At 44.3% G+C, this 23,396-nt stretch carries 21 protein-coding genes and 3 pseudogenes; 4 read left to right on the forward strand and 20 right to left on the reverse strand.

All coding sequences use genetic code 11. The features are described 5' to 3' along the window. Positions 1-378: 378 nt before the first annotated feature. From SU60_RS05535 to dusA, 7 genes and pseudogenes are all read right to left on the reverse strand, one after another. A pseudogene (locus SU60_RS05535) lies at positions 379-1,157 on the reverse strand (phosphoadenylyl-sulfate reductase). After that, positions 1,150-2,885, reverse strand: a pseudogene (gene cysI, locus SU60_RS05540) (assimilatory sulfite reductase (NADPH) hemoprotein subunit). Before cysI ends, SU60_RS05535 begins: the two co-directional pseudogenes overlap by 8 nt. After that, on the reverse strand, positions 2,885-4,756 hold the full coding sequence (locus SU60_RS05545; protein WP_041154695.1) for an assimilatory sulfite reductase (NADPH) flavoprotein subunit: 1,872 nt from the start codon (positions 4,754-4,756) through the stop codon (positions 2,885-2,887). The pseudogene cysI and the gene SU60_RS05545 overlap by 1 nt, the downstream one beginning before the upstream one ends. 117 nt (positions 4,757-4,873) lie before the next feature. After that, positions 4,874-5,104 (reverse strand): hypothetical protein, encoded by a 231-nt coding sequence (locus SU60_RS05550; RefSeq protein ID WP_041154732.1) that lies wholly within the window; start codon positions 5,102-5,104, stop codon positions 4,874-4,876. Between the two features lie 173 nt (positions 5,105-5,277). After that, positions 5,278-5,934 (reverse strand): TIGR04219 family outer membrane beta-barrel protein, encoded by a 657-nt coding sequence (locus SU60_RS05555; protein WP_041154696.1) that lies wholly within the window; start codon positions 5,932-5,934, stop codon positions 5,278-5,280. A gap of 132 nt (positions 5,935-6,066) precedes the next feature. Then, positions 6,067-6,282: an envelope stress response protein PspG gene (gene pspG / locus SU60_RS05560; protein ID WP_041154733.1), complete on the reverse strand. Its 216-nt coding sequence runs from the start codon at positions 6,280-6,282 to the stop codon at positions 6,067-6,069. Positions 6,283-6,445: 163 nt separating this feature from the next. After that, the gene (gene dusA, locus SU60_RS05565; RefSeq protein ID WP_041154697.1) at positions 6,446-7,426 is read right to left on the reverse strand and encodes a tRNA dihydrouridine(20/20a) synthase DusA; all 981 of its coding nucleotides are present in this window, start codon (positions 7,424-7,426) and stop codon (positions 6,446-6,448) included. A gap of 304 nt (positions 7,427-7,730) precedes the next feature. Between dusA and zur the strand changes: the two genes are divergently transcribed. Beyond that, positions 7,731-8,195, forward strand: a complete 465-nt coding sequence (zur, locus tag SU60_RS05570) for a zinc uptake transcriptional repressor Zur (protein ID WP_041154698.1) — start codon at positions 7,731-7,733, stop codon at positions 8,193-8,195. Between the two features lie 8 nt (positions 8,196-8,203). Then, complete coding sequence (locus SU60_RS05575; RefSeq protein WP_041154699.1) at positions 8,204-8,665, forward strand: chemotaxis protein CheX; 462 nt, start codon at positions 8,204-8,206, stop codon at positions 8,663-8,665. 85 nt (positions 8,666-8,750) lie between these two features. Here SU60_RS05575 and pgi read toward each other — a convergent pair. Beyond that, a pseudogene (gene pgi, locus SU60_RS05580) lies at positions 8,751-10,402 on the reverse strand (glucose-6-phosphate isomerase). 298 nt (positions 10,403-10,700) lie between these two features. Between pgi and SU60_RS05585 the strand changes: the two are divergent. Further along, positions 10,701-11,120: a secondary thiamine-phosphate synthase enzyme YjbQ gene (locus tag SU60_RS05585; protein ID WP_041154700.1), complete on the forward strand. Its 420-nt coding sequence runs from the start codon at positions 10,701-10,703 to the stop codon at positions 11,118-11,120. Positions 11,121-11,210: 90 nt separating this feature from the next. Here SU60_RS05585 and alr read toward each other — a convergent pair whose 3' ends face one another. Both alr and SU60_RS05595 read right to left on the reverse strand, forming a co-directional pair. Continuing rightward, positions 11,211-12,296, reverse strand: coding sequence for an alanine racemase (alr, locus tag SU60_RS05590; protein ID WP_041154734.1), 1,086 nt, complete (start codon positions 12,294-12,296; stop codon positions 11,211-11,213). Between the two features lie 4 nt (positions 12,297-12,300). Next, positions 12,301-13,701 (reverse strand): replicative DNA helicase, encoded by a 1,401-nt coding sequence (locus SU60_RS05595; RefSeq protein WP_041154701.1) that lies wholly within the window; start codon positions 13,699-13,701, stop codon positions 12,301-12,303. Positions 13,702-14,019: 318 nt separating this feature from the next. Between SU60_RS05595 and SU60_RS05600 the strand changes: the two genes are divergently transcribed. After that, positions 14,020-14,784 (forward strand): DUF481 domain-containing protein, encoded by a 765-nt coding sequence (locus SU60_RS05600; RefSeq protein ID WP_041154702.1) that lies wholly within the window; start codon positions 14,020-14,022, stop codon positions 14,782-14,784. Between the two features lie 95 nt (positions 14,785-14,879). Here the strand turns inward: SU60_RS05600 and rplI are convergent, their stop codons facing one another. The 10 genes from rplI to SU60_RS05650 all read right to left on the reverse strand — a co-directional run bounded on the left by rplI (position 14,880) and on the right by SU60_RS05650 (position 23,385). Next, positions 14,880-15,332, reverse strand: coding sequence for a 50S ribosomal protein L9 (gene rplI / locus SU60_RS05605; RefSeq protein WP_041154703.1), 453 nt, complete (start codon positions 15,330-15,332; stop codon positions 14,880-14,882). Positions 15,333-15,365: 33 nt separating this feature from the next. Continuing rightward, positions 15,366-15,593: a 30S ribosomal protein S18 gene (gene rpsR, locus SU60_RS05610; protein WP_000090472.1), complete on the reverse strand. Its 228-nt coding sequence runs from the start codon at positions 15,591-15,593 to the stop codon at positions 15,366-15,368. Positions 15,594-15,609: 16 nt separating this feature from the next. Beyond that, complete coding sequence (gene priB, locus SU60_RS05615; protein ID WP_041154704.1) at positions 15,610-15,912, reverse strand: primosomal replication protein N; 303 nt, start codon at positions 15,910-15,912, stop codon at positions 15,610-15,612. 8 nt (positions 15,913-15,920) lie between these two features. Continuing rightward, the gene (rpsF, locus tag SU60_RS05620; protein ID WP_041154705.1) at positions 15,921-16,310 is read right to left on the reverse strand and encodes a 30S ribosomal protein S6; all 390 of its coding nucleotides are present in this window, start codon (positions 16,308-16,310) and stop codon (positions 15,921-15,923) included. 232 nt (positions 16,311-16,542) lie between these two features. After that, positions 16,543-17,214, reverse strand: coding sequence for a ribulose-phosphate 3-epimerase (gene rpe, locus SU60_RS05625; RefSeq protein WP_041154706.1), 672 nt, complete (start codon positions 17,212-17,214; stop codon positions 16,543-16,545). 102 nt (positions 17,215-17,316) lie between these two features. Beyond that, positions 17,317-18,156, reverse strand: a complete 840-nt coding sequence (locus tag SU60_RS05630) for a Dam family site-specific DNA-(adenine-N6)-methyltransferase (RefSeq protein WP_041154707.1) — start codon at positions 18,154-18,156, stop codon at positions 17,317-17,319. 69 nt (positions 18,157-18,225) lie between these two features. Then, positions 18,226-19,752 carry an AAA family ATPase gene (locus SU60_RS05635; RefSeq protein WP_041154708.1) on the reverse strand — a complete coding sequence of 509 codons (1,527 nt, stop codon included), beginning with the start codon at positions 19,750-19,752 and terminating at the stop codon, positions 18,226-18,228. A gap of 54 nt (positions 19,753-19,806) precedes the next feature. Next, positions 19,807-20,907, reverse strand: coding sequence for a 3-dehydroquinate synthase (gene aroB, locus SU60_RS05640; RefSeq protein ID WP_041154709.1), 1,101 nt, complete (start codon positions 20,905-20,907; stop codon positions 19,807-19,809). A gap of 31 nt (positions 20,908-20,938) precedes the next feature. Continuing rightward, positions 20,939-21,457 carry a shikimate kinase AroK gene (aroK, locus tag SU60_RS05645; RefSeq protein WP_041154710.1) on the reverse strand — a complete coding sequence of 173 codons (519 nt, stop codon included), beginning with the start codon at positions 21,455-21,457 and terminating at the stop codon, positions 20,939-20,941. 188 nt (positions 21,458-21,645) lie between these two features. After that, positions 21,646-23,385: a type IV pilus secretin PilQ gene (locus SU60_RS05650; RefSeq protein WP_041154711.1), complete on the reverse strand. Its 1,740-nt coding sequence runs from the start codon at positions 23,383-23,385 to the stop codon at positions 21,646-21,648. Positions 23,386-23,396 lie beyond the last annotated feature (11 nt).

Consider the following 23,396-nt stretch of genomic DNA (forward strand, 5'->3'; position numbering starts at 1 on the left):
GCGCTCTTCTTTGTGACTCACACCACTTCGGAAGAGGCGGCCATTCTAGCGAGATAATTTTTAGTGTCAAACACTTTTTCAAATTATTTCGTTTTACTTATTGGCCTTGTCAACTTTGCTTGAACCCTTGTGAGCCCTTGCCCTGTCGACGAGGTGGCATTATAGAGATCGCGCTCACGTTGGCAAGCGTTATTTTTCAAAAATTGCAAAAATAATGGTTAAACGATGAGTTTTCGATCAAACCCTTATTTATCCAACTTTACCCCAAAGCAATAAACAAGTTATCCACAAAACTATCCCAAACAGGTGCTTTTATCCCCTATTAATAAAGAAGCTGCTTAACAGCAGCTTTCTTTATTAATAGGGGGCGCTCTGAAGTTATATACCAGAACCATCCTGTTCAGAACCATCATCTTCGTGGAGGCCACACTCTCGTTTCAAACCAAAGAAACGGGTTTCTTCTTCTGACATTCCGGCTCCCACTTACGAGTTGTATGTGTATCGCCTACAGAAAGATATCCTTCATCCCATAAAGGGTGATATGAGAGTCCGTGCTGCTCTAAATAGTAATGAACGTCTTTATTTGTCCAATCGATAACGGGTAAGAACTTAAACACACCATTTTGGATAGACAATATTGGCAGTCCTGAACGAGACTTACTTTGCTCCCTGCGTAAACCGGAAAGCCAAGTGCTGACATTCAGCTCTTTTAACGCTCGGCGCATTGGCTCAACTTTATTGAGCTTATTATATTTTTCGATCCCTTCAACACCCTGCTCCCAAAGTTTTCCATAGCGAGCTTCCTGCCATTGAGCACTTTCCTTTGCTCGGAATACTTTTAGATTGAGGTTAAGCTGTTCGGTTAACTCGTCAATAAAGCGATACGTTTCCGCAAATAAATACCCCGTATCAGTTAAGATCACAGGCATATCTGGTTTTACTTGGGTGACAAGATGGAGCATAACTGCCGCTTGGATACCGAAGCTTGAAGAGACCGCAAACTCTCCAGCTAAGTTTTCCAACGACCATTTTACTCGCTCTTGTGCCGAAAGCTGTTCGAGTTCGACATTGATTTGAGCAAGACGGAGGATTTGCTCCGTCTTTGTTAATGTCAGCAACTCTGCCAGCTCCGGTTTGGAAGCTACAGAATCAAGCATGCAAATCCCTCTTAGATACTTTGACTTCTTGAATGATGCCAGCGCGAATTGCAAAATCACCAAATCCTTCGCCAGCCTCACGCTCAGCGGCCCAACGGCCTACGAGCTGATCAATCTCTTCTAGTATCTGTTTGTCAGTGATGTTCTCTTTATACATCTTCGGAATACGTGTACCCGCTCGGTTACCACCTAGGTGAAGGTTATAACGACCTGGAGCTTTACCGACTAAACCAATTTCAGCCAGCATTGCACGGCCACAGCCATTTGGACAGCCAGTAACACGCAGGATGATGTTGTCGCCTTCAGGTAAACCATGTTTTTCTAGGATACCTTCTACATCAGTTACAAACTGAGGTAGGAAACGTTCGGCTTCAGCATGGCAAGAGGGCAGGTCGGGAACGCCACACACGCCATTGAGTTTTTACGCTGTTCACTGACGCTATCATCCACTAAGCCATGCTCACGAGCGATCTTCTCGATCAGCTCTTTTTGATCAGCCGGCACCCCAGCAACAATCAGGTTTTGGTTAGCTGTCATGCGGAAATCACCTTTGTGAATTTTCGCGATTTCAGCGACACCCGTTTTTAGTGGCTTACCTGGGTAGTCCAATAAGCGACCATTTTCGATAAACATTGCTAGGTGGAACTTGCCATCAATACCTTCTACCCAACCAATGCGGTCGCCCCGTTCAGTAAACTCATAAGGACGACTTGCTTCAAACTGAATACCAGCACGCTTTTCTACTTCGGCTTTAAAAACATCAATACCGACACGATCTAGCGTGTACTTAGTTTTGGCGTTCTTACGGTTTGAACGGTTACCCCAATCACGCTGAGTTGTTACAACTGCTGCTGCAACATCGAGTGTCTTGTCTAGAGAAACAAAACCGAAATCATCCGCACGACGAGCGTAAGTGGACGTATCGCCATGCGTCATTGCCAGACCACCCCCAACGAGCACGTTGAAACCAACTAATTTTCCATTATCAGCAATAGCGACAAAGTTCAGGTCGTTCGCATGCACATCCACATCATTTTGTGGAGGGATGACAACGGTTGTCTTAAACTTGCGTGGTAAGTAGTTTTTACCAAGAATTGGCTCGTCTTCTTCTGTTGATTCAACTTTCTCGCCGTCTAACCAAATTTCAGCATAAGCGCGCGTTTTTGGTAGAAGATGCTCACTGATCTTCTTCGCCCATTCATACGCTTCTTGGTGAAGCTCAGATTCTACAGGGTTAGTAGTGCACAACACGTTACGGTTAACGTCACCCGCCGTTGCAATAGAGTCAATACCAATACTGTTCAGCGTTTGGTGCATCAACTTGATGTTTGGCTTCAGTACACCGTGGAACTGGAACGTTTGGCGTGTAGTCAGACGGATACTTCCATATAGAGAGTGCTCCGTCGCAAACTTATCAATCGCTAACCACTGTTTTGGAGTAATGATACCGCCAGGCATACGAGCACGAAGCATCACATTATGAAGCGGTTCCAGTTTTTGCTTGGTTCGCTCATTACGAATATCACGATCATCTTGTTGATACATACCATGGAAGCGAATCAGTTGGAAGTTATCTGCCGTAAACCCACCCGTTATGCGATCCTGTAAATCTTGCTCTATGGTTCCCCGTAGTAAGTTACTTTGACCTTTAAGGCGCTCGTTATCTGACAGTGTTCCTAACTCTTCGCCTAATACAACCTGCTTATTATTTTCAATAGAAAAAGTCATTAGTACACATCCCTTTGATAACGTTTCGCTTTACGTAAGTCATTAATAAATTGTTCAGCATCGTCGCGAGGCATTTTACCTTCCTGCTCAGCAACGATAATAAGTGCGTCATGGACATCTTTAGCCATACGTGTTGCATCTCCACACACGTAGATATATGCACCGTCCTGAATCCATTGCCATACTTGTGCAGCATTTTCTAGAATGCGGTGCTGTACGTACACCTTTTCCGCCTGGTCACGGCTAAAAGCAACATCCAATCGGCTTAACGCGCCCGATTTTAGATACTTCTGCCACTCCACCTGGTACAAGAAATCTTGTGTGAAAGTGCGATCGCCAAAAAACAACCAGCTCTTACCTTCCGCATCTCGGTTTTCACGCTCTTGAATAAAACTGCGGAACGGCGCAATACCGGTACCAGGACCAATCATTAGAATAGGTGTATTATTATCTTCTGGAAGTTTGAAGTTATTATTATGCTCAATAAAGACTTTTACTTCTCCGCCCTCTTCTAGTCGTTGAGTCAGGAAGCTAGACGCTCCACCGTAACGTTTTTCTTCGTTGTGATCGTACTCAACCAGGCCTACCGTCAAATGTACTTCTTCATCGACTTCTGTTTGGCTTGATGCAATTGAATACAGACGCGGTGTCAAGCGACGAAGTAACCCTACCAGCTCATCGGCAGTGAGCTTGGTTTTCTTCTCTGAAAGAACGTCAACAATCTGAGTGGTAGCGGCGTACTCACGGAGCTTATCTTTATCTTCAACGAGCTTTTGTAATTTTTTGCTACCCGATAACTCGGCAAACTTAGTTACCAGTTGAGGGTTTGATGTCGTAATTTCATACTTACCAACTAGGGCGCTGTGAACCGATAAGCTTTCACCATCAACGTCAACGGTTTCCACACCAGACAATCCAACTTTACCAAGAATGGCGTTTGCCAATTCGGAGCTGTTTTCGAACCATACACCTAGCGCATCACCTGGCTGATATGTGAGACCTGAGCCCTCTAAGTCGATCTCAACGTGACGGACATCTTTACCTGAATCACGACCGGTGATTTTTTGACTGGTCAGTAATGTCGCGGTGTACGGGTTTTGCTTGCTGTATTGAGAATGCGCTGTCGCAGCTTGACCCACAGGGAGTTGCACGACGTCCGCTTCATTGCCAGTCGACAGTGTCTCTTTCACTTTTGCTAAAGCATTTTTTCGCCACTCTGAAGCCTCGGCTTCATAATCAACATCACAATCAATACGATCAATAAAAGGTTTTGCACCTAATTTTGACAAATAAGCATCAAAGTCTTTACCTGTCTGGCAGAAAAACTCATAGCTCGAATCACCAAGCGCAACCACGCCATATTGTAGATTTTCCAGCTTTGGTGCTTTTTTAGATTGCAAAAACTCATGCAACTCAATTGCGTTGTCTGGGGCTTCACCTTCACCATTCGTCGAAGCGACGATGATTACATGCGTCTCTTTAGCGAGATTCTTACCTTTGTAATCACTGGCATCAAACAATTCAACGGCAATCCCTTCTGCTTTTGCTTCTTGCTCCAACGCTTCGGCAACCCCTTTGGCATTACCGGTTTGAGAAGCAAAAATGATAGTCAGCTTACCTGCTGGCTGAGCAGATACTGCTAATCCAGCTTGAGCAACGGGCGTCGCTGCGGCACTCGTTTGATGTTGCGCTAACCCCCAAAAATATCCACTCACCCAAGCAAGTTGTTGTGAAGACAGTTCTGAGACAGTTTGTTGAAGTGAGTTGATTTGTTGGTCATTCAGCGGGCTTAAAATTGGAGAGGCTCCAGTTTGCCCGTTGTTATTTTCAGACATATTATTTCGAGAATACTCATTCTTTTGGAAAGACATTGTCACGACATCCCTATTCATTGCGTGACGATAGAGTACCCACTCTCTTTAATAACAAGAAAGAATAGAAGTGAATGTTTTATAACTTTTTGGAAGTAAGCATGGCCTATAATTTGCTCAACGGTCTTCAATTCGGACTTGCTGAAAGCCCACCGCCATCGCCGATTTTGAAGCCGTGTCTAAGTCTTCATAAAGACATTCTTCACCATGACTGTCGGTTAAAAGCACGAAACCACCCCGTGCATGCCTGAACTCCACAACCCATCCTCCTTCTTGAATAGATGGCTCAATAATCGCCTCGACAAGCTGGTTTTCACGAAATAGATGTCTTAATTCATTTACGGTCATCGCCATCCCTGCTCTAACTTTCATATTGATCCTAGATAAGCATGGTCTAACTGAAGAAAAGAGGGAAAAAAATTGAGGAGATATAATAAAGTGGTATAAAAAAACGTCGCTTATAATGCGACGTTTTAAAATACCCGACAGGCAGCACTTTCATCCGCTTTGGAGAATAGACTTTAGAACTGATACTCAGCACCGAAAAAGAAGCCATCGGCAAAAATATACTCTTTCCCTAAATCGGATATAAACGTTTCTGATTCGAGGTCAATGACACGATACCCACCTTTGAAAGCAAGCTGAGAGGCGTTTAAGGGGAGCCGATACTGCACACCCGCAATGAAATCTGTACTCTTGATACCATGGTTATCACCAAAGCTTACTTCACCAATCACGTCAAAGTGAGTATCGGGAACATTAATCTCAGCGTAGCCATACCATGCCCAAACAAACTTATCGAAATCTGAGTTGCTATCGTCAGCGGCATTAATGTACTTTGTGTCACTTAAATCACTGAAACTAATCCCCGCATCAAAATGCAGCAAGTCATGCTCTAATAATTGGTAATACAACGTAAGATCCAATTTATCGAACCCCATGTAGTCGGCATCGATACTAGAGTAGCGCAGGCGAGCATTCGGAACGTATTTTACACCGTGTTCAATTGATGCATAGAAAGATCCTGTAGTATGGCGCTCTCTTCTTACTTCATTTACTTTTGTGTCTGCCAACCACACTTCTGCACCAGCTTTTGTGGTTACAGAATTCCCCGCAAAAGTAGGAAGAGACGCGGCTAACGATAGTGCTGTTAAAGCGATGGTCGCTTTATTTGTCATTGTCGTATTTACTCCGAGATAACTGAGGGTTTACCCATTTAAACAAGCGACTTCAAGATGCTTGCATATCGTTATTGTACGTAAATAGTATCATATTCTTAGTCAGCCCTATCAAATAAATCCAAGATCTCGTTACTTGTAGCGTGGTTGAGCGACAACACTTTTAAAAAACCAAATACCTAAGGCTATTACGATTAACCAAGGCAATAACTTAAAAACCATACCAAGCATGCCCAGCAAGAACATGACGACCAAAGCGATACCTGTAGCAACAAAAACCGTCATCATAGTGATACCTGTAACAAGTAAAGTTGCGATAAAAACTAAAATAAAGATCAGCTCTAACATAATCATTTCTCCAATCATTTTCTAATCATTTAGAGCAGTTTCCGTACCAACTATTATAAAACATCCAACCTACTGATCTTAATATAAAAATAAAGCTAGAGTGAATAACACACTCTAGCTTTATTTTTATATATTGGTGATTGTGACCAATCTATGGTGAATTTTACACATTCAGCTCTTTGGGGATTTTTGCCAATGCGGCTTGTAATACTTCTAGTCCCGAGCCTGGTTTATGAGCATTTTCACTGATGTAGCGACGCCACTGACGAGCACCTGGCATGCTTTGAAACAACCCCAGCATATGACGTGTAATATGACCAAGGTATGCACCCTTTGCCAATTGAGCCTCAATATACGGATACATTTCTTCGACAATTTCACTGCGCTTCTTAATCGGTGAGTCACAGCCAAACAGTTCTTGGTCCACTGACGCAAGTATATAAGGGCTTTGGTATGCTTCACGTCCGATCATGACGCCATCCAGATGTTGAAGATGCTCCTTTGCTTCTTCTAATGACTTGACGCCACCATTAATGGCGAGGGTCAAATGCGAAAAGTCTTTCTTCAATTGATAAGCGCGAGGGTAATCCAGTGGTGGAATCTCACGGTTCTCTTTCGGACTCAGGCCACTCAACCAAGCTTTGCGTGCGTGAATAGTAAATTGCTCACAACCACCTTTCTCGGACACGATTGAGATAAAGTCCGTCAAGAATTGATAAGAATCTTGCTCATCAATACCAATTCGCGTTTTAACAGTGACGGGGATATCAACCACATCTTTCATTGACGCAACGCAATCTGCGACCAATTGTGGTTCTGCCATCAAACAAGCACCAAAGCGGCCATTTTGTACTCTGTCTGAAGGGCAACCGACATTTAAGTTAACCTCATCATAGCCACGCTCTTGCGCGAGCTTGGCACATTTGGCTAAATCCTCCGGATTCGAACCACCTAACTGAAGGGCAATGGGATGCTCCTCTTCGTTATAAGCAAGAAAATCTCCTTTTCCATGAATGATCGCCCCTGTGGTCACCATCTCAGTGTACAGTAGGGTTTCTTTAGTCATTAAGCGATGGAAGTAGCGACAATGACGGTCAGTCCAGTCAAGCATCGGAGCTACTGAGAGCCTGCACGAATGAGTCATGATTTAAACACCCTTTTTATATTGCCAAGGTTGAGCGTAACGGCTCGCTCAAAAAATAAGTCGGGTATTGTATACCCAGTCACTTCAAGGTGCCAGTATCCGAGACAATGCCTCACATTTCCTCACGCGTAACCCGTTCAGAGTCGCTACATATCACTATCGTTATGTTATTTTGTGACACCACTTACCTTGCCAATTGCTTTCAACTGACTTTATCTCATGATTTTCGATCTGATAGCAGGTAAAATGAGTTTTTCTAAGCGAATATCATCTTCGTATATAGAAATATATTACTCGGATAATTATGGTGGAAGGTTTGAGTCCAACAATCATTGAACAAGTTGAACATATTTGCGCAGAGCGTGGGGTTAGATTGACTCCGCAACGCCGACGAGTTTTTGAACTCATCTGCTCGAGCCGCAGTGCCTCAAGTGCGTATGAGTTGTTAGAACAATTAAAAGTCAGTGAGCCTCAGGCTAAGCCGCCGACGGTGTATAGAGCGTTAGATTTTCTTCTTGAACAAGGCTTCATTCACAGAGTAGAGTCCACCAACAGTTTTATCACCTGTTGTTCATTTAATAACCAGCAACACTTTTTCCAACTGCTTATTTGTGATAAATGTGGTGATGTCGTTGAACTCGAAGATGAGACATTGATATCCTTACTCGCAGAAAATGCAGAAAAGCTTGGATTCAAACTAACTAATCAAGTTATTGAAACCCATGGCGAGTGCCAAGCGTGTTCGTCTAAGACGAAAGAAAAAGTATAGAAGAAATTATGCGTGCTGAATTTGTAAATCCGTTTTTAGCTTCTTTAATGAATGTTCTAAAAACCATGGCTTCTCTTGAGCTGAAGCCACAAAAACCTCGAATCAAAAAAGATGAGATCGCACGTGGTGACGTTTCTGGTCTTATTGGCATGGTTGGTCCACAAACACGTGGCTCCATGTCGATTACCTTTGATGAAGCGCTAGCACTTGAAATCATGCATAATATGCTTGGTGAGCGACCAAATGGGCTCAATGAAGAAGTCACTGACATGGTTGGTGAAATCACCAACATGGTTACAGGTGGGGCGAAACGTATTCTGGCAGAGAGCGGTTTCGATTTTGATATGGCGACACCTGTCGTGGTATCAGGCAAAGGTCATACAATCCGTCACAAGTGTGAGGGTTCTATCATCATCATGCCGTTTACCTCTCAATGGGGCAACGCTTTTATCGAAATCTGCTTCGAATAGCCCGGTTCCAAGCCTAAAAGCGCAATAAATATCAACAAAAAGACCAGCCTATGGCTGGTCTTTTTAGTAGTAACCCAATCAAACATTATGCTTTATAAGCTTTGAATGCATTGATCAAACCGTTGGTTGAACTATCGTGTGAGCTGATTTGAGCGTCATCAGCTAGCTCTGGCAAGATCTGGTTAGCTAGCTGCTTGCCTAACTCAACGCCCCATTGGTCAAAACTGAAGATATTCCAGATTACCCCTTGTACAAAAATCTTGTGTTCGTACATCGCGATCAGGTTACCTAAAGTACGAGGTGTGATTTGCTTAACCAAGATAGAGTTAGTCGGGCGGTTACCTTCAAATACTTTGAACGGCGCAATAGCCGCAACTTCTTCCGCACCTTTACCTGCAAGAACCAACTCTTCTTTTACTGTTTCTTCACTCTTACCAAACGCAAGGGCTTCTGTTTGTGCAAAGAAGTTCGACATCAATTTCTGATGATGATCGCTGGTTGGGTTGTGACTAATAGCCGGTGCAATAAAATCACATGGAATCAGCTTAGTACCCTGGTGGATAAGCTGGTAGAACGCGTGCTGGCCGTTAGTGCCTGGCTCACCCCAGATGATAGGGCCAGTTTGGTAAGTCACTGCGTTGCCATCTCGGTCAACGTACTTACCGTTTGATTCCATATTGCCTTGCTGGAAGTACGCCGCGAAACGGTGCATGTACTGGTCATAAGGTAGGATAGCTTCCGACTCTGCGCCATGGAAGTTGTTGTACCAAATACCGATAAGCGCAAGAATTACTGGGATATTGCTTTCTAGCTCTGTTGATACGAAGTGCTTATCCATCTCGTGTGCGCCATCAAGTAGCTCAACAAAGTTGTCGTAACCTACTGCAAGTGCAATTGAAAGACCGATAGCAGACCAAAGCGAGTAGCGACCGCCAACCCAATCCCAGAACTCAAACATGTTATCGGTATCGATACCGAATTCAGAAACTGCAGTCGCGTTAGTTGAAAGCGCGGCAAAGTGCTTCGCCACATGAGCTTGATCGCCTGCTGTTTCAAGGAACCAATCACGAGCAGAGTGTGCGTTCGTCATGGTTTCTTGCGTCGTAAATGTTTTAGATGCAATCAAGAACAGCGTAGTTTCTGGATCAACCTTCTTTAAGGTTTCAACGATGTGTGTACCATCAACGTTCGAAACAAAGTGTAGGTTTAGGTGGTTTTTGTATGGCGCCAAAGCTTCTGTCACCATGTAGGGACCTAGGTCAGAACCGCCGATACCAATGTTAACGATGTCCGTGATCGCTTTACCTGTGTAACCTTTCCATTCACCACCGATAACACGCTCAGTGAACGATTTTATTTTCTCTAGAACTGCGTTCACTGCTGGCATCACATCTTCGCCATCAACAAGAACTGGCGTATTGGAACGGTTACGCAAAGCAGTATGAAGAACCGCGCGACCTTCCGTTTGGTTGATAGCGTCACCACTGAACATCGCTTCAATTGCAGATTTGAGCTCAGTTTCTTTCGCAAGCGCGATAGATGCTTAAGTGTTTCCTCATTGATGAGGTTTTTTGAATAGTCGACCAGAATATCAGCGCCAAAATGGACTGAATAGTTGTCAAAACGAGCAGCGTCTTGAGCAAATAGCGCTTTAAGGTCCATATCTTGCGCAGATTCAAAATGCGCAGTAAGCGCTTTCCACGCTTGTGTTTGCGTTGGATTGATGTTTTTCAACATGGTATTTATCCCGATGTTACAGTAGGTTCCATTCCTTACAGTCTAGCGAAACTGCGGAATCCCCGATTTAGCAAAAAAGTGAATATTATTGAGATGTTTGGGCATTTGGCCACAAAACAAGTCTTTGTAATTTATTTTCAGTCGCCAATTATGACCGAGAGCGCATACCCTCGCATTGAGTTAGGTCACGTTAGCTAGCCTGTTTTCTACCATTCGCCTATGATAAATGTTCTACATTTTAACAGGCTCTAATTGGAATAGGATAGACGCCAAATTAGAAATGTCCAAAGGAAGACTTATGTGGGCGCAAAAAACATTACATTTAAAAGCAAAACATCGCGGGTTTCACTTAATTACTGATGAAATTGAACAACAACTGCCACAAATCAACTCACTTTCAGTAGGTTTGTTACACCTATTTATTCAACATACTTCCGCTAGTTTGACCCTAAATGAAAATGCGGATCCAACCGTGCGTACCGATATGGAATCCCATTTCAATAAATTCGTCCCTGAGCGAGCGCCGTATTATCAGCATACTTATGAAGGGGATGACGATATGCCCGCACACATTAAAGCATCAACACTTGGCAGCTGTGTGACAATTCCGATCCAAAATGGCCAGTTAGCACTAGGAACCTGGCAAGGAATTTACTTGGGAGAGCATCGCGACTTTGGCGGCAGTCGCCGTATTATTGCGACCATCAATGGTGAGTAACGAGTAAAAAGATAAATTTAAGGCTAATCCCGATAAGTTTTTTAACTGGATTAGCCTAATGAAAGTTGCTTCTACTTCGGTTCTGATTATTTATTTGGAATATTCCATATCAACGCGAGGCGTGAGTTTGGTGACCAACTCATAGGCAATGGTGCCAATGTGGTTCGCGACTTCTTCTACGGGTAACTCGTTACCCCAAAGTATCGCTTCATCACCGACTTTGTCCGTGGCATCAGGTCCTAAATCAACGGTAAGCATATCCATTGAAACTCGCCCTGCGATTGGAACCTTGCGTCCGTTGACCCAAACGGGTGTACCATTCGGGGCGGTTCTAGGGTAACCATCGCCATAGCCAATCGCAATAACCCCCACTTGGGTGTCTCGCTCACTGGTCCACAGACCACCATAACCGACGCTCTCTCCCTTTTTCACTTCGCGAACGGCGATAAGGTGAGATTTCAGAGTCATCACCGGTCGATAACCTAGCTCTTGAGCGGTTTTATCATCAAACGGAGAAACACCGTACATGATGATTCCCGGACGAACCCAATCTAATTGACTTTGTGGCCATGCGAGTAACCCTGATGATGCAGCCAGTGAGCGTTCCCCTTCACAGCCCGCAGTTAAAGAATTAAACAACTCAATTTGTTGTAGGGTAATATCACTTTCCAACTCGTCAGCACAGCCAAAATGACTGATGTAACGCAGCGGTTTGGCAACATTCACACATTCATTCAGTCGCGATGTCAGTTGTTCAAATTGTTCAGGGCGCACACCTAAACGATGCATCCCACTGTCGATCTTGAGCCAAACGACCACCGGATTGTCTAATTCAGCCTGCTCAAGTGCGATGACTTGCTCCTCACAGTGCACTACGGTCTGAATGTTATTCGTCACTAAAACTGGTAAATCGCCTGATGAATAAAAACCTTCGAGCAACAAGATCGGTTTCACGACGCCACAGGCTCTTAACTGCAGTGCCTCTTCGATTCGTGCCACACCATAGCCATCCGCAGCCATGGCGCTATTTGCCACATGACGCAATCCATGCCCATAACCATTGGCTTTCACTACCGCCATCACTTTGCTATCTGGTGCTTGAGCTTTAACTCTTTGTAAGTTGTGCTGCAGCGCCGATAAATCAATGCATGCCCTAGCTGCTTTCATATAACTCATTGCATTACTCATCATCAATATCAAACGCAGGACCAGCGTAATTATCAAAACGCGAGTGCTGTCCTTGGAATGTCAAGCGCACCGAGCCAATAGGACCATTACGCTGTTTACCCAAAATGATTTCAGCCGTACCTTTGTATGGACTATCTGGATGGTAAACCTCATCACGATAGATAAACATGATTAAGTCCGCGTCCTGCTCGATAGAGCCTGATTCACGCAAATCTGAGTTCACTGGTCGTTTATCCGATCGTTGCTCTAGGGAACGGTTTAACTGGGATAGTGCAACAACAGGTACATTCAATTCTTTCGCGAGCGCCTTAAGCGAGCGAGATATTTCTGCGATTTCCAGAGTACGGTTATCCGTTAACGCAGGGACTCGCATCAATTGTAGGTAGTCGACCATGATCATGGATAAACCGCCATGTTCACGTGCAACACGACGGGCACGCGAACGAACTTCAGTTGGTGTTAAACCTGAGCTGTCATCGATGTACATATTCTTCTTCTGCATGAGAATCCCCATACTAGAAGATATCCTTGCCCAATCTTCATCATCAAGCTGACCTGTACGAATTTTGGTTTGGTCAACACGAGAAAGGGAAGCCAACATACGCATCATCAACTGTTCTGCAGGCATCTCTAGTGAAAAGATCAGTACCGGTTTGTCTTGTTGCATGGCTGCATTTTCACACAAGTTCATCGCAAAAGTGGTTTTACCCATCGAAGGACGTGCGGCAACGATAACCAAGTCAGAGCCTTGTAAACCAGCGGTTTTCTTGTTGAGGTCGGTAAATCCGGTGTCAACACCAGTGACGCCATCTTGTGGCGTTTTATACAACAACTCGATCCGTTCTAAGGTTTTCTCCAAGATGTTGTCGACATTTTGCGGCCCTTCGTTCTCGCTAGTTCGAGACTCAGCGATAGCAAATACTTTACTCTCCGCTAGGTCAATCAAATCTTCAGAGCTCCGCCCTTGAGGATCATAACCCGCATCCGCGATCTCATTGGCGACGCCAATTAAACCACGTACGATTGCTCGCTCAGCAACAATATCCGCATACGCATTAATGTTTGCCGCACTTGGCGTATTTTTAGCTAAGTCGGCAAGGTATGCAAAACCGCCAACATCGTCTAACTGCTCATGACGCTCGAGGTATTCCGACAACGTGATCAGGTCAAGCGGCTTACCTTGTTCGAGGATGGTTTTTACCCCCTCGAAAATAAGACGGTGTGGGCGACTGTAGAAATCACTGCTGACAACGCGCTCTGCGACGGTATCCCAACGTTCGTTGTCGAGTAAGAGACCACCGATCACTGATTGCTCTGCTTCTAATGAGTGAGGCGGCACTTTGAGTGCTTCGACCTGACTGTCTGAAGGTTTGCGATTTCTATTTTCCGCCATGATTTTGCTCTATAACTACTGATAACAGGGGATTATAACCTTAACCCATCTGAGATGCTTGCTTGAAGAGAAAATTAGTTGTTAAGAATCAGAATAACAATAACCAAAAAGTGTCGATATTTCTCACCTCCCCCACAGAGGAAAAACAACACTGTAAACGGCGACTTTCAAATGTATTTCCCGCAAAATATCACCGAAAAACGGATTTTTATGATGGGTTAGAGGTCACCAGATCTAATAAAATTTAACCAACCATTGACCAAAGTCAGTATCTGTATCAGTATCATGCCCTTTCTGTTAATAACGTTCGAGGTTTATGTGTCCCGATACTGGCTACTTAGCTTTAGCGCACTATGCATGGGAGCATCGTATGCTAATGAATCAGTACAGCCAGAGCAAAATATTGATACGCCTAATCCACTCAGCACCGAGGTTGAGTTTGGCTATCAAGCTCACACAGGTAACACGGACTCTCGTTCCCTGAATGCTCGTTTGAGTGCTGAATATACATCTGGTCGACACCGTTCTTATGGGGAGTGGAAATACTACAACCTTTATAAAGACGGCGAGGAAGATAAGCGTTCCTCTACTTACTCAATGCAAAGCGATTACAAGTTAGGCCCCAAAACCTACTTGTATGGCAGCTTTAAAGGCGTTGATTCTCGCTATAGTGCGTATTACAAAGACTATACTTTATCCGGTGGTTTGGGTTATCAGTTTGCTTACACGCAAAACTTCACATTAGAAGTTGAGGTCGGTCCTGGTTTTCGCTACCAAGAGCCAAATTTGGATGAGATCGATGACGACGACATTATCTTCCCTGATATCGTTCGTGAAGGGATTTTTCGGAGTAATGTCAGCGCTTCATGGCAAGCATTAGATAACTTAAGCTTTACAACCAACATCACTATGATTACGGGTAAAAGTAACCTCAATGTAGATAGTGAAATCAGTGCAATTAATGAAATCACTGAAGATATCGCTTTGAAACTGACTCATTCACGTCAATACCACGATAAAGTGCCGGAAGGTTTGAGCAAGGCGGACAGTATCTTTTCTGTTAACCTGTTGTTTGCGTTCTAATATCCAACACAGTAACCCCCTCTAAATATCAGATCCCAGACATAAAAAAAGCACCTCCTAGGAGGTGCTTTTTACTATTTCGTCTTGATACTGAATTACTCAGCAGCAACAACCTGTACTTTCGCAGTAGCGAAAACTTCAGAGTGAAGTTGAACGCTGATTTCGAATTCACCAGTTGTACGTAGAGCACCTTCAGGAAGGCGAACTTCGCTCTTAGCAACTTCAACGCCTGCCGCTGTAATAGCGTCAGCGATGTCACGAGTACCGATAGAACCGAATAGTTTGCCTTCGTCACCAGCTTTAGAAGCGATAACAACAGCTTCTAGAGCGTTAACTTTCTCAGCGCGAGCTTCAGCAGCAGCTAGTTGCTCAGCAACTTTAGCTTCTAGTTCAGCACGACGTGCTTCGAACATTTCAACGTTGCCTTTAGTCGCCATAACTGCTTTACCCTGTGGGATAAGGAAGTTACGCGCGTAACCAGATTTAACGTTAACTGTATCGCCAAGACCACCTAGGTTACCGATTTTATCAAGTAGAATAACTTGCATTGCTTAATCCTCTTTCTTAATAAACGGAACCGATTACTGATGCTTGTCAGTGTACGGTAGTAGAGCTAGGTAGCGTGAACGCTTGATAGCACGTGCTAGTTGACGCTGGTACTTAGCGCTTGTACCAGTGATACGGCTAGGTACGATTTTACCAGCTTCAGTGATGTAGTTTTTAAGAGTTGCTACGTCTTTGTAATCAATCTCTTGTACGCCTTCTGCAGTAAAACGGCAGAATTTACGACGACGGAAGAAACGAGCCATGGGCTATCTCCTGATCTTAAATTTGAGTAATGTTGTCGGCATGTAACACTAATTTTCCTACGCCATTTCGGCCAGTTTGATAAGCAACAAAACCACTTACCTTAATGTTACTGCCTGGTACTAAATTCTGAGTTAGTGCTTGTGACCCCACCCCGCTGACAACTACCGGCATACGACAATAAACTTGTCTCGGTAAATCAGCCTCGATAACAGTAGAGCGATGCTCTAGCCAAAACCGACAGTGTTCAATTCCACTTGGGCTTTTACTACGAATGGGCGGCTTGGCAATGGTGCCACTCAGCTCCATTCGATTGGTCATAACAGAACTTACTCAGCAGCTTCTGACTTAGCTTCAGGCTTAGCTTCAGAACGCTCTTCACGACGTGGAGCACGCTCTTCTTTTTGCTTAAGCATGATAGATTGCTCAGTGATCGCTGCTTTAGTACGCATGATCATGTTACGTAGAACTGCATCGTTGAAACGGAAAGCAGTTTCTAGCTCATCAATTACAGCTTGGTCAGCTTCAACGTTCATTAGAACGTAGTGAGCTTTGTGAAGCTTGTTGATTGGGTAAGCCAGTTGACGACGACCCCAATCTTCTAGACGGTGGATAGTACCGCCAGCTTCAGTGATAGAACCAGTGTAACGCTCGATCATGCCAGCAACTTGCTCGCTTTGATCTGGGTGCACCATGAATACGATTTCGTAATGACGCATGGGTTGCTCCTTACGGATTATTCAGCTTCCACAATTGGCTCAGTCGTCCAGAGGAAGCAAGGAACTAAAGATAATTGACTGAGTTTTAAGGAGCACGAATAGTACAGAAAGGGCGCAAATTAGGCAAGTGATTATTTGCTCAGCGTTATGGATATTTTATTTCTTGCCGGCGCCAGAAACGACAAAGGCCGCCAAACGAGTCGCGACCTTGTGAATCAACAAGTTAAATGGCTTATTTTACTTCTTCCAGTTGCGCACGCATTTGATCGATCACCGCTTTATAATCTGGCTGACCAAAAATCGCAGAGCCCGCGACAAACATATCCGCACCTGCCTCAGCGATTTCACGGATGTTATCAACTTTTACGCCACCATCAATTTCTAAACGAATATCGCGGCCCGACTCATCAATCATTTTACGTACAGCACGTAACTTATCCAACGTATGAGGAATAAACGACTGCCCGCCAAAACCAGGGTTCACTGACATAAGAAGAATCATATCAACTTTATCCATAATGAACTCAAGACTTGCCAGTGGTGTAGCTGGGTTTAGCACAACACCCGCTTTACAGCCATGCTCTTTGATAAGTTGCAGTGTGCGATCAACATGCTCAGACGCTTCAATATGGAAGGTGATCATAGAGGCACCGGCTTTAGCAAAATCAGGGATAATGCGGTCTACGGGCTTAACCATCAAATGGACATCGATGGGTGCGGTAATCCCATAATCGCGCAGCGCTTTACATATAGGCGCACCAAAAGTCAGGTTTGGCACGTAGTGGTTATCCATAACATCGAAATGTACCACATCCGCCCCCGCCGCAAGTACTTTTTCGACGTCTTCACCAAGACGTGCAAAATCCGCAGACAAAATGGATGGAGCAATAAGAAAATCTTTCATACCTGACCTCAGTAGTGATGAGCAAAAACAGCAAACCAATTTTCGCGCAATTCTACCGAAGCCAGTGGGGAGATCCACTATTTAGATGAAATAGTGTGAGAGCTAAGATGTCGGGTGGTATGAATCGGGGACCTGAAACAGAGCCAATAGCTCATCGACTTTATTACGTCCGTTGCCATTGCGGCTAATGGTACGTTTCACCTTGACCACACTCAGATCCGCACCGTGATACAAACGACGCGTTAATGTGGTGTCATGGTTGGAGATCAGAACAGGTATCCCCCGCTCGGTTGCGGTTCGTTCAGCAACATCAGCCAGCGCAGCTTGATCATCTAGTGTAAAACCATTACCTGCATACGAAGTGAAGTTTGCCGTATTCGAAAGTGGCGCATACGGTGGATCACAGTAAACCACACTGCCTTTGCGAGCACGACGGAACGTTTCAGGGTAGCCTTCACAAACAAAGGTGGCTTTTTTAGCTTTTTCTGCAAAAAACTCTAATTCCGCTTCAGGAAAGTAAGGCTTTTTATACGAACCAAACGGGACGTTAAAGCCACCTTTTTTGTTGTAGCGGCATAAACCATTAAACCCAAAACGGTTCATGTAAAGGAAGGCCAGTGAACGATACATCACGTCATCGGTATTATTAAACTCAGCACGCACGCTCAGATAGGCTTCCTTACGATTATTCTCGGCAATAAACCAACGCTTAGCTTCGGTGATATATTCTTCAGGGCGCTCTTTGAGTAGGTTATAGAGATTAATCAAATCTGGATTGATATCAGCAAGCAGATACTGATCATAATCCGTATTCAAAAAAATAGAGCCCGCACCAACAAAAGGTTCAACTAGCTTTCGAGCTGGCGGTAAATGACGTTGAATGTCTTCAACCAGTCCGTATTTTCCTCCAGCCCACTTGAGAAAGGCACGTTGCTTTTTCATCTACTGCTCTATCTATCGACCAAAAATTAAGGTTGCGGAATGTAACATATTTTTTTGCGAAGCTCAGGATTATTTCGCGCGTTCAATTTCGCGCTGAACTTGTCCTAATGATTTTGCCCATGGACTCACTGACTTAAGAGAATCAGGTAACGCTTCCACCGCATCTCGTGCCTGCTGAATGGTTGGATAATCTTTATACGTAATGATGTACCAGTCCTTCCCACTACGAATCGTTGGATAAACACGAACCTGATTATTCAATTGGTGCTTATCGAGAAATGCCTGTACATCCTGCATTCTTGTCATTGCCCCGAGTTGCAAAGTATAAGCTCGTGGAGAAAGCGCGTTTAACTCCTCTCGGGCAAACGAAAATTTAACCGCTGGACTGCTAGTATTGGATGTTGCTTGCGCGTTATTTGACGGTGTTGAGCTCGCTTCTTTTGCTGCTTCTTCACCCGTTTTCACCACTTTTATCAACGAGGATCCAGAGCTACTTTGAGCTTGAGAGTTCGACTCTGTTACGGCTTGTTTAATATTATCTGTATCCGCTTGCTCTGCTTTACCCTCAAGCAAGGCATCCACGACGTCAGATTCAATCACCACACGTTGATGTCTGTCTTCGCTTCCCACACTGGCAACCTCATCGGTAACCGCTGGAGGAAGAGCATCAGAGTCATCCGTCGCTTCATCAATTGTTGAGTCTGTATCGTCTTCCGCCAATGACGCTACCGCACCACTGCTCTGAGCGGTGGGTTCGGATAGGGTTGGAATAGCGGTTTGTTCTAGATTTCCGGTAATTTGTTGCATTTTATCATTAGGGCTTGGCTGGCTAAACATCCACCAATATCCTCCCACAGCCAATAACAACAACAGCAAGACCACCAGCACGATGTTACGCGGTGAACCAACGATTGAACGAATAACGACGCGTTTTTCCACTTTCATCTCTCCCAATGCCATGATGTCTCCCGGTATAGGGTCGACCTTCTTAAATGCATCCCGAACTCGTTTTTCAGAATCATCATCGACATACCGAACAACTAAAGACTCAAAGAAGTGCCTAGCTTCCACTTCGGATAGCAAGTCGATGTCGAGCTCTACTGGTTTCATTTCTTGCCCGTAACTAAGACGAGAAAGCACACCTTCCAAACGCCCCAACTGCGTAAACAGCAAAACGTTAATCGTCCAGTTAGGCTTGTGTTGAGCTTGTAGCACCAGCATCCATAGTTCTGAGATCAGGACGTCACTCAATCGATGCGCATCGTCCACAACAATAACGATATCACAATGATCTTCAGCGACAATTCGCTCTAAACTATCAAGCAAAGGCTCCTGTTGATTAAACAATGCACCTGATACTAACTGGTTTAAGATAAGTATACGATGTTGTTCATCATCTTGATTATTATGACAAAGTAGCAAACATTGATTCTTGTTACTGGCACGTACTTCAAGGTATCGTTGCGCTAACCAAGATTTCCCATAGCCATCATGACCATTGATCACGACCAAACTAGAGCCAAAATTGGTAAGCAACCCCAACCGATCGAGTAACTCGGTTTGAGATTCTAATTCCAGAACGTGGGCACCACTCATCTAACAACCTGCATAAACAACAAAAAATGACGCCAAATCGGCGCCATTACAAAGTTAAATATTCCGACCAAAATCGATGGCTTGCTGTAGCACTTCCTGTGTCGTATCAGCGATAACCTCAGCACAACCAATACCTGTCGGTAGTACTAATCTCAATTGACCAGAGAGAACTTTTTTATCACGCATCATGTGCTTAATAAAATCATCGAAGCTCATGCTATCCGGCGTATGTACTGGTAATTTAGCTCGGCGTAGGATGGCAATGATTCGTTCGAGCTGATCGTCGGAGATGAGCCCTCGGAGTTGAGACGCTTTTGCTGCCATCACGGTACCGGATGACACCGCTTCACCGTGAAGCCAATTACCATAACCCAGCTCGGCCTCAATCGCATGGCCAAACGTATGGCCTAAATTCAATAGCGCTCGAACTCCCGACTCTTTCTCATCTTGAGCAACGACTTCCGCTTTAATCTGACAACAACGCGCAATCGCGTAGGTTAACGCTGCTTCATCAAGTGCGTACAAACGTTCTAAGTTTTCTTCAAGCCAAGCAAAAAAGTCTGCGTCATAGATAATGCCGTACTTAATCACTTCGGCCATACCAGCTGCGAACTCTCGCTCAGGAAGTGTCGATAAGCAATTGGTATCTATAACCACTGCTTTCGGTTGGTAAAACGCACCAATCATGTTTTTACCTAGTGGATGATTGACCGCTGTTTTTCCACCTACCGATGAGTCGACTTGAGACAGTAACGTGGTTGGTATTTGAATGAAGTCGACACCACGTTGATAACATGCAGAGGCAAAACCGACTAAATCGCCGATCACACCACCACCAAGTGCGATGATGACAACATCTCGAGCATAGTTACCTTCTAACAAGAAATTCATCACTTGGTTAAACACATCCAAGTTTTTGTATTGCTCACCATCAGGCAGCTCTAACAAGGACGCATTGCAGCCAAGTTGTTCGAGTTGGCGCAGAATTTTCTCTGCATACAAAGGCGCGACTGTGACATTACTTATCACAACGACTTTTTGCTTTGCATTCTTATTCGAGATAACTTGAGAAAGGTACGCCGGGTCCTCAAATAACCCGGCGCCTATAGAGATTGGGTAGCTACGCTCTGCTAGATTGACCGTAATCCGTTCCATCGGTGTGCTCCAATTTGAAAAAGATAAAGACTTATCTCTCTTCTAGCATTTTTACGATCTGATTGGCTACCACTTTTGCACTTTGATCATCAGTGCGAACAGTATAATCAGCCACTTCTTCGTAGAGAGGATTGCGTTCCTCAGCAAGTTGCTCCAATACTTCACGTGGTTTATCGGTTTGCAATAGAGGACGCTTCTTGTCACGGTTAGTACGTGCCAATTGCTTCTCTATCGTCGTTTCTAAATAAACAACAACACCACGAGCAGAAAGACGATTGCGGTTCTCTTTGCTCTTTACAGAACCACCACCTGTCGCAAGTACGATGCCTTGCTCTTGAGTCAGGTCTTCAAGCACGTTTTCTTCGCGCTTGCGGAAGCCTTCTTCGCCTTCTACATCAAAAACCCAAGCGATGTCTGCACCAGTACGTTCTTCGATCACTGTATCAGAGTCAACGAACTCCATATGCAGTTGCTGTGCTAGGTGTCTACCAATTGTACTTTTGCCGGCGCCCATAGGGCCAACAAGGAAAATATTACGTTTTTCAGCCATGTTTAGCAGTAATTTACAACATTGATTCAATAAGATCGCCACAAGAAAATACAGCTAAGTCGCTGTTCTACCAAGCTTGTGGCACCAATTCCTCACAGATAATTCGTGATAAGACCCGAAATTATCCAAGCATGGTGCCACTAATGCAACTTTATTTTTTATCTAATCGCCTTTTTTACTTAAAACCACTATTGAATTACGACTTTAGGCGTCACAAAAATCAGCAGTTCACTCTTACCTACATTTTCATAACTTCGGCGAAATAACGCCCCCAATAAAGGGATATCACCGAGTAATGGTACTTTGTCGACAGAGTTGGTAATGCTGTGCTGGAAAATACCACCCAGTACGACAGTTTCACCGTTGTTAACCAGCACTTGCGTACCAATTCTTTGTGTATCAATCGCGACCGCTTCACCCGTCCCGGTTTTCACCACCTGACCAGGTCTATCCTGCGTCACGCTTAAATCTAATACCAGACGGTTATCAGGCGTAATTTGTGGCGTGACTTTCAAGCTGAGAACGGCTTTTTTAAAGGTAACCGAGGTTGCACCGCTCGATGATGACTCCAAGTAAGGAATTTCCGTCCCCTGCTCAATATAGGCAGGCTTTTTGTTAGTCGTGATCAAGCGTGGACTAGAAATAATCTCGGCTTTCGACTCTTGCTGTAACGCGGATAATTCCAAGTCGAGTAACGTATCAGTCCCCAGTTTGGCGACTTGGAATGCAATACTGGCTGCATTTGGGTTAGTGGCTGCTAAGTTCACGTTCAGGAAGTCATCAATTCCAACACTACTGCCCCCATCTCCGCCATCACCACCATCGTATAAGCCAATGGTGGCTAGGTTATTTTCAATAGAGCCACCGACCGTGTTGTTACCATTAATAGAACTAAAGCCCCAACGAATACCTAATTCATCCATATTGCCCTCATTAATTGTGACAATACGAGCTTCAATCTGTACCTGCTTCACTGGAATATCCAAAGATTCAATGATTTCACGGATAACTGAAATATTTTCAGGTAATTCGCGGATCAATAATGAGTTGGTTCGCTCATCGATAGTCATGCTACCGCGACCTGAAAGCATACTGATATTACCATTCCCATTAATCATTTCCGCAATATCTGACGCTTTAGCAAAATTCACCTTGATGATTTCAGATGATAGCTCACCCATTTCCTCTTCAAGCTTTTGTTTTTCCAATTGCATCTTTTCACGCTGATCAAGCTCATCGGTCGGCGCAACAAGAATCACATTCCCGTCAACACGCTTATCCAACCCTTTTACTTGCAGAATGATATCGAGAACCTGTTGCCAAGGCACGCCGTCAAGTCTCAGCGTTAGATTGCCTCCAACCGAATCCGATACCACCAAATTGAATTGGTTGTAATCCGCAATGAGCTGCAATACGTTTCGTACTGGAATATCTTGGAAGTTAATAGAAATCAGCTTGCCCTCTTTTTCTAAGATACTTTCATCAGGCACTTTTTCATTGGGCTTCAACTTGCTGACTTTGATTTCTAGATAACGCCCGCTCAGACGATAATCATGGGTATACTCTTCATTGATATGTGCAACGAGACGAGTAGTTGCTACCTCTCGAAACACTTCCACATCATCGACCACCGTGGCAAAGTCTTTCACGTCAAGCAGGTAAAGTTGATCATCTTTTACTGAAGTATTCAGTAAATCGATGCTCAATCCTTCCTGTACACGTTTAATATCAACGATAGCCGCAGGTGAAGCCAACTCTACAACAATAACTGCATCTTTATCTTTGTTAGTGCGAAAGTCGATACTCTTTAGCGCGTTCGATGGCGCATTTTCGGCTACTGCTATCGGGGCAAAAAATAATAACAACCAAAAGGAGAAGAGCCCGGTTAGCATCCTTGGTGTACGTATAAATCCTTGTCTCATGTTCATCACTCAATATC

The sequence above is a fragment of the Vibrio mytili genome, assembly GCF_000830505.1.
GTDB lineage: Bacteria > Pseudomonadota > Gammaproteobacteria > Enterobacterales > Vibrionaceae > Vibrio > Vibrio mytili.

Bases quoted from the DNA above. Each gene is read 5' to 3' on its own strand.
- SU60_RS05545 (WP_041154695.1), bottom strand. From the start codon at position 4,756: ATGTCTTTCCAAAAGAATGAGTATTCTCGAAATAATATGTCTGAAAAT.
- SU60_RS05550 (WP_041154732.1), bottom strand. From the start codon at position 5,104: ATGACCGTAAATGAATTAAGACATCTATTTCGTGAAAACCAGCTTGTC.
- SU60_RS05555 (WP_041154696.1), bottom strand. From the start codon at position 5,934: ATGACAAATAAAGCGACCATCGCTTTAACAGCACTATCGTTAGCCGCG.
- pspG (WP_041154733.1), bottom strand. From the start codon at position 6,282: ATGTTAGAGCTGATCTTTATTTTAGTTTTTATCGCAACTTTACTTGTT.
- dusA (WP_041154697.1), bottom strand. From the start codon at position 7,426: ATGACTCATTCGTGCAGGCTCTCAGTAGCTCCGATGCTTGACTGGACT.
- zur (WP_041154698.1), top strand. From the start codon at position 7,731: ATGGTGGAAGGTTTGAGTCCAACAATCATTGAACAAGTTGAACATATT.
- SU60_RS05575 (WP_041154699.1), top strand. From the start codon at position 8,204: ATGCGTGCTGAATTTGTAAATCCGTTTTTAGCTTCTTTAATGAATGTT.
- SU60_RS05585 (WP_041154700.1), top strand. From the start codon at position 10,701: ATGTGGGCGCAAAAAACATTACATTTAAAAGCAAAACATCGCGGGTTT.
- alr (WP_041154734.1), bottom strand. From the start codon at position 12,296: ATGAGTTATATGAAAGCAGCTAGGGCATGCATTGATTTATCGGCGCTG.
- SU60_RS05595 (WP_041154701.1), bottom strand. From the start codon at position 13,701: ATGGCGGAAAATAGAAATCGCAAACCTTCAGACAGTCAGGTCGAAGCA.
- rplI (WP_041154703.1), bottom strand. From the start codon at position 15,332: ATGCAAGTTATTCTACTTGATAAAATCGGTAACCTAGGTGGTCTTGGC.
- rpsR (WP_000090472.1), bottom strand. From the start codon at position 15,593: ATGGCTCGTTTCTTCCGTCGTCGTAAATTCTGCCGTTTTACTGCAGAA.
- priB (WP_041154704.1), bottom strand. From the start codon at position 15,912: ATGACCAATCGAATGGAGCTGAGTGGCACCATTGCCAAGCCGCCCATT.
- rpsF (WP_041154705.1), bottom strand. From the start codon at position 16,310: ATGCGTCATTACGAAATCGTATTCATGGTGCACCCAGATCAAAGCGAG.
- rpe (WP_041154706.1), bottom strand. From the start codon at position 17,214: ATGAAAGATTTTCTTATTGCTCCATCCATTTTGTCTGCGGATTTTGCA.
- SU60_RS05630 (WP_041154707.1), bottom strand. From the start codon at position 18,156: ATGAAAAAGCAACGTGCCTTTCTCAAGTGGGCTGGAGGAAAATACGGA.
- SU60_RS05635 (WP_041154708.1), bottom strand. From the start codon at position 19,752: ATGAGTGGTGCCCACGTTCTGGAATTAGAATCTCAAACCGAGTTACTC.
- aroB (WP_041154709.1), bottom strand. From the start codon at position 20,907: ATGGAACGGATTACGGTCAATCTAGCAGAGCGTAGCTACCCAATCTCT.
- aroK (WP_041154710.1), bottom strand. From the start codon at position 21,457: ATGGCTGAAAAACGTAATATTTTCCTTGTTGGCCCTATGGGCGCCGGC.
- SU60_RS05650 (WP_041154711.1), bottom strand. From the start codon at position 23,385: ATGAACATGAGACAAGGATTTATACGTACACCAAGGATGCTAACCGGG.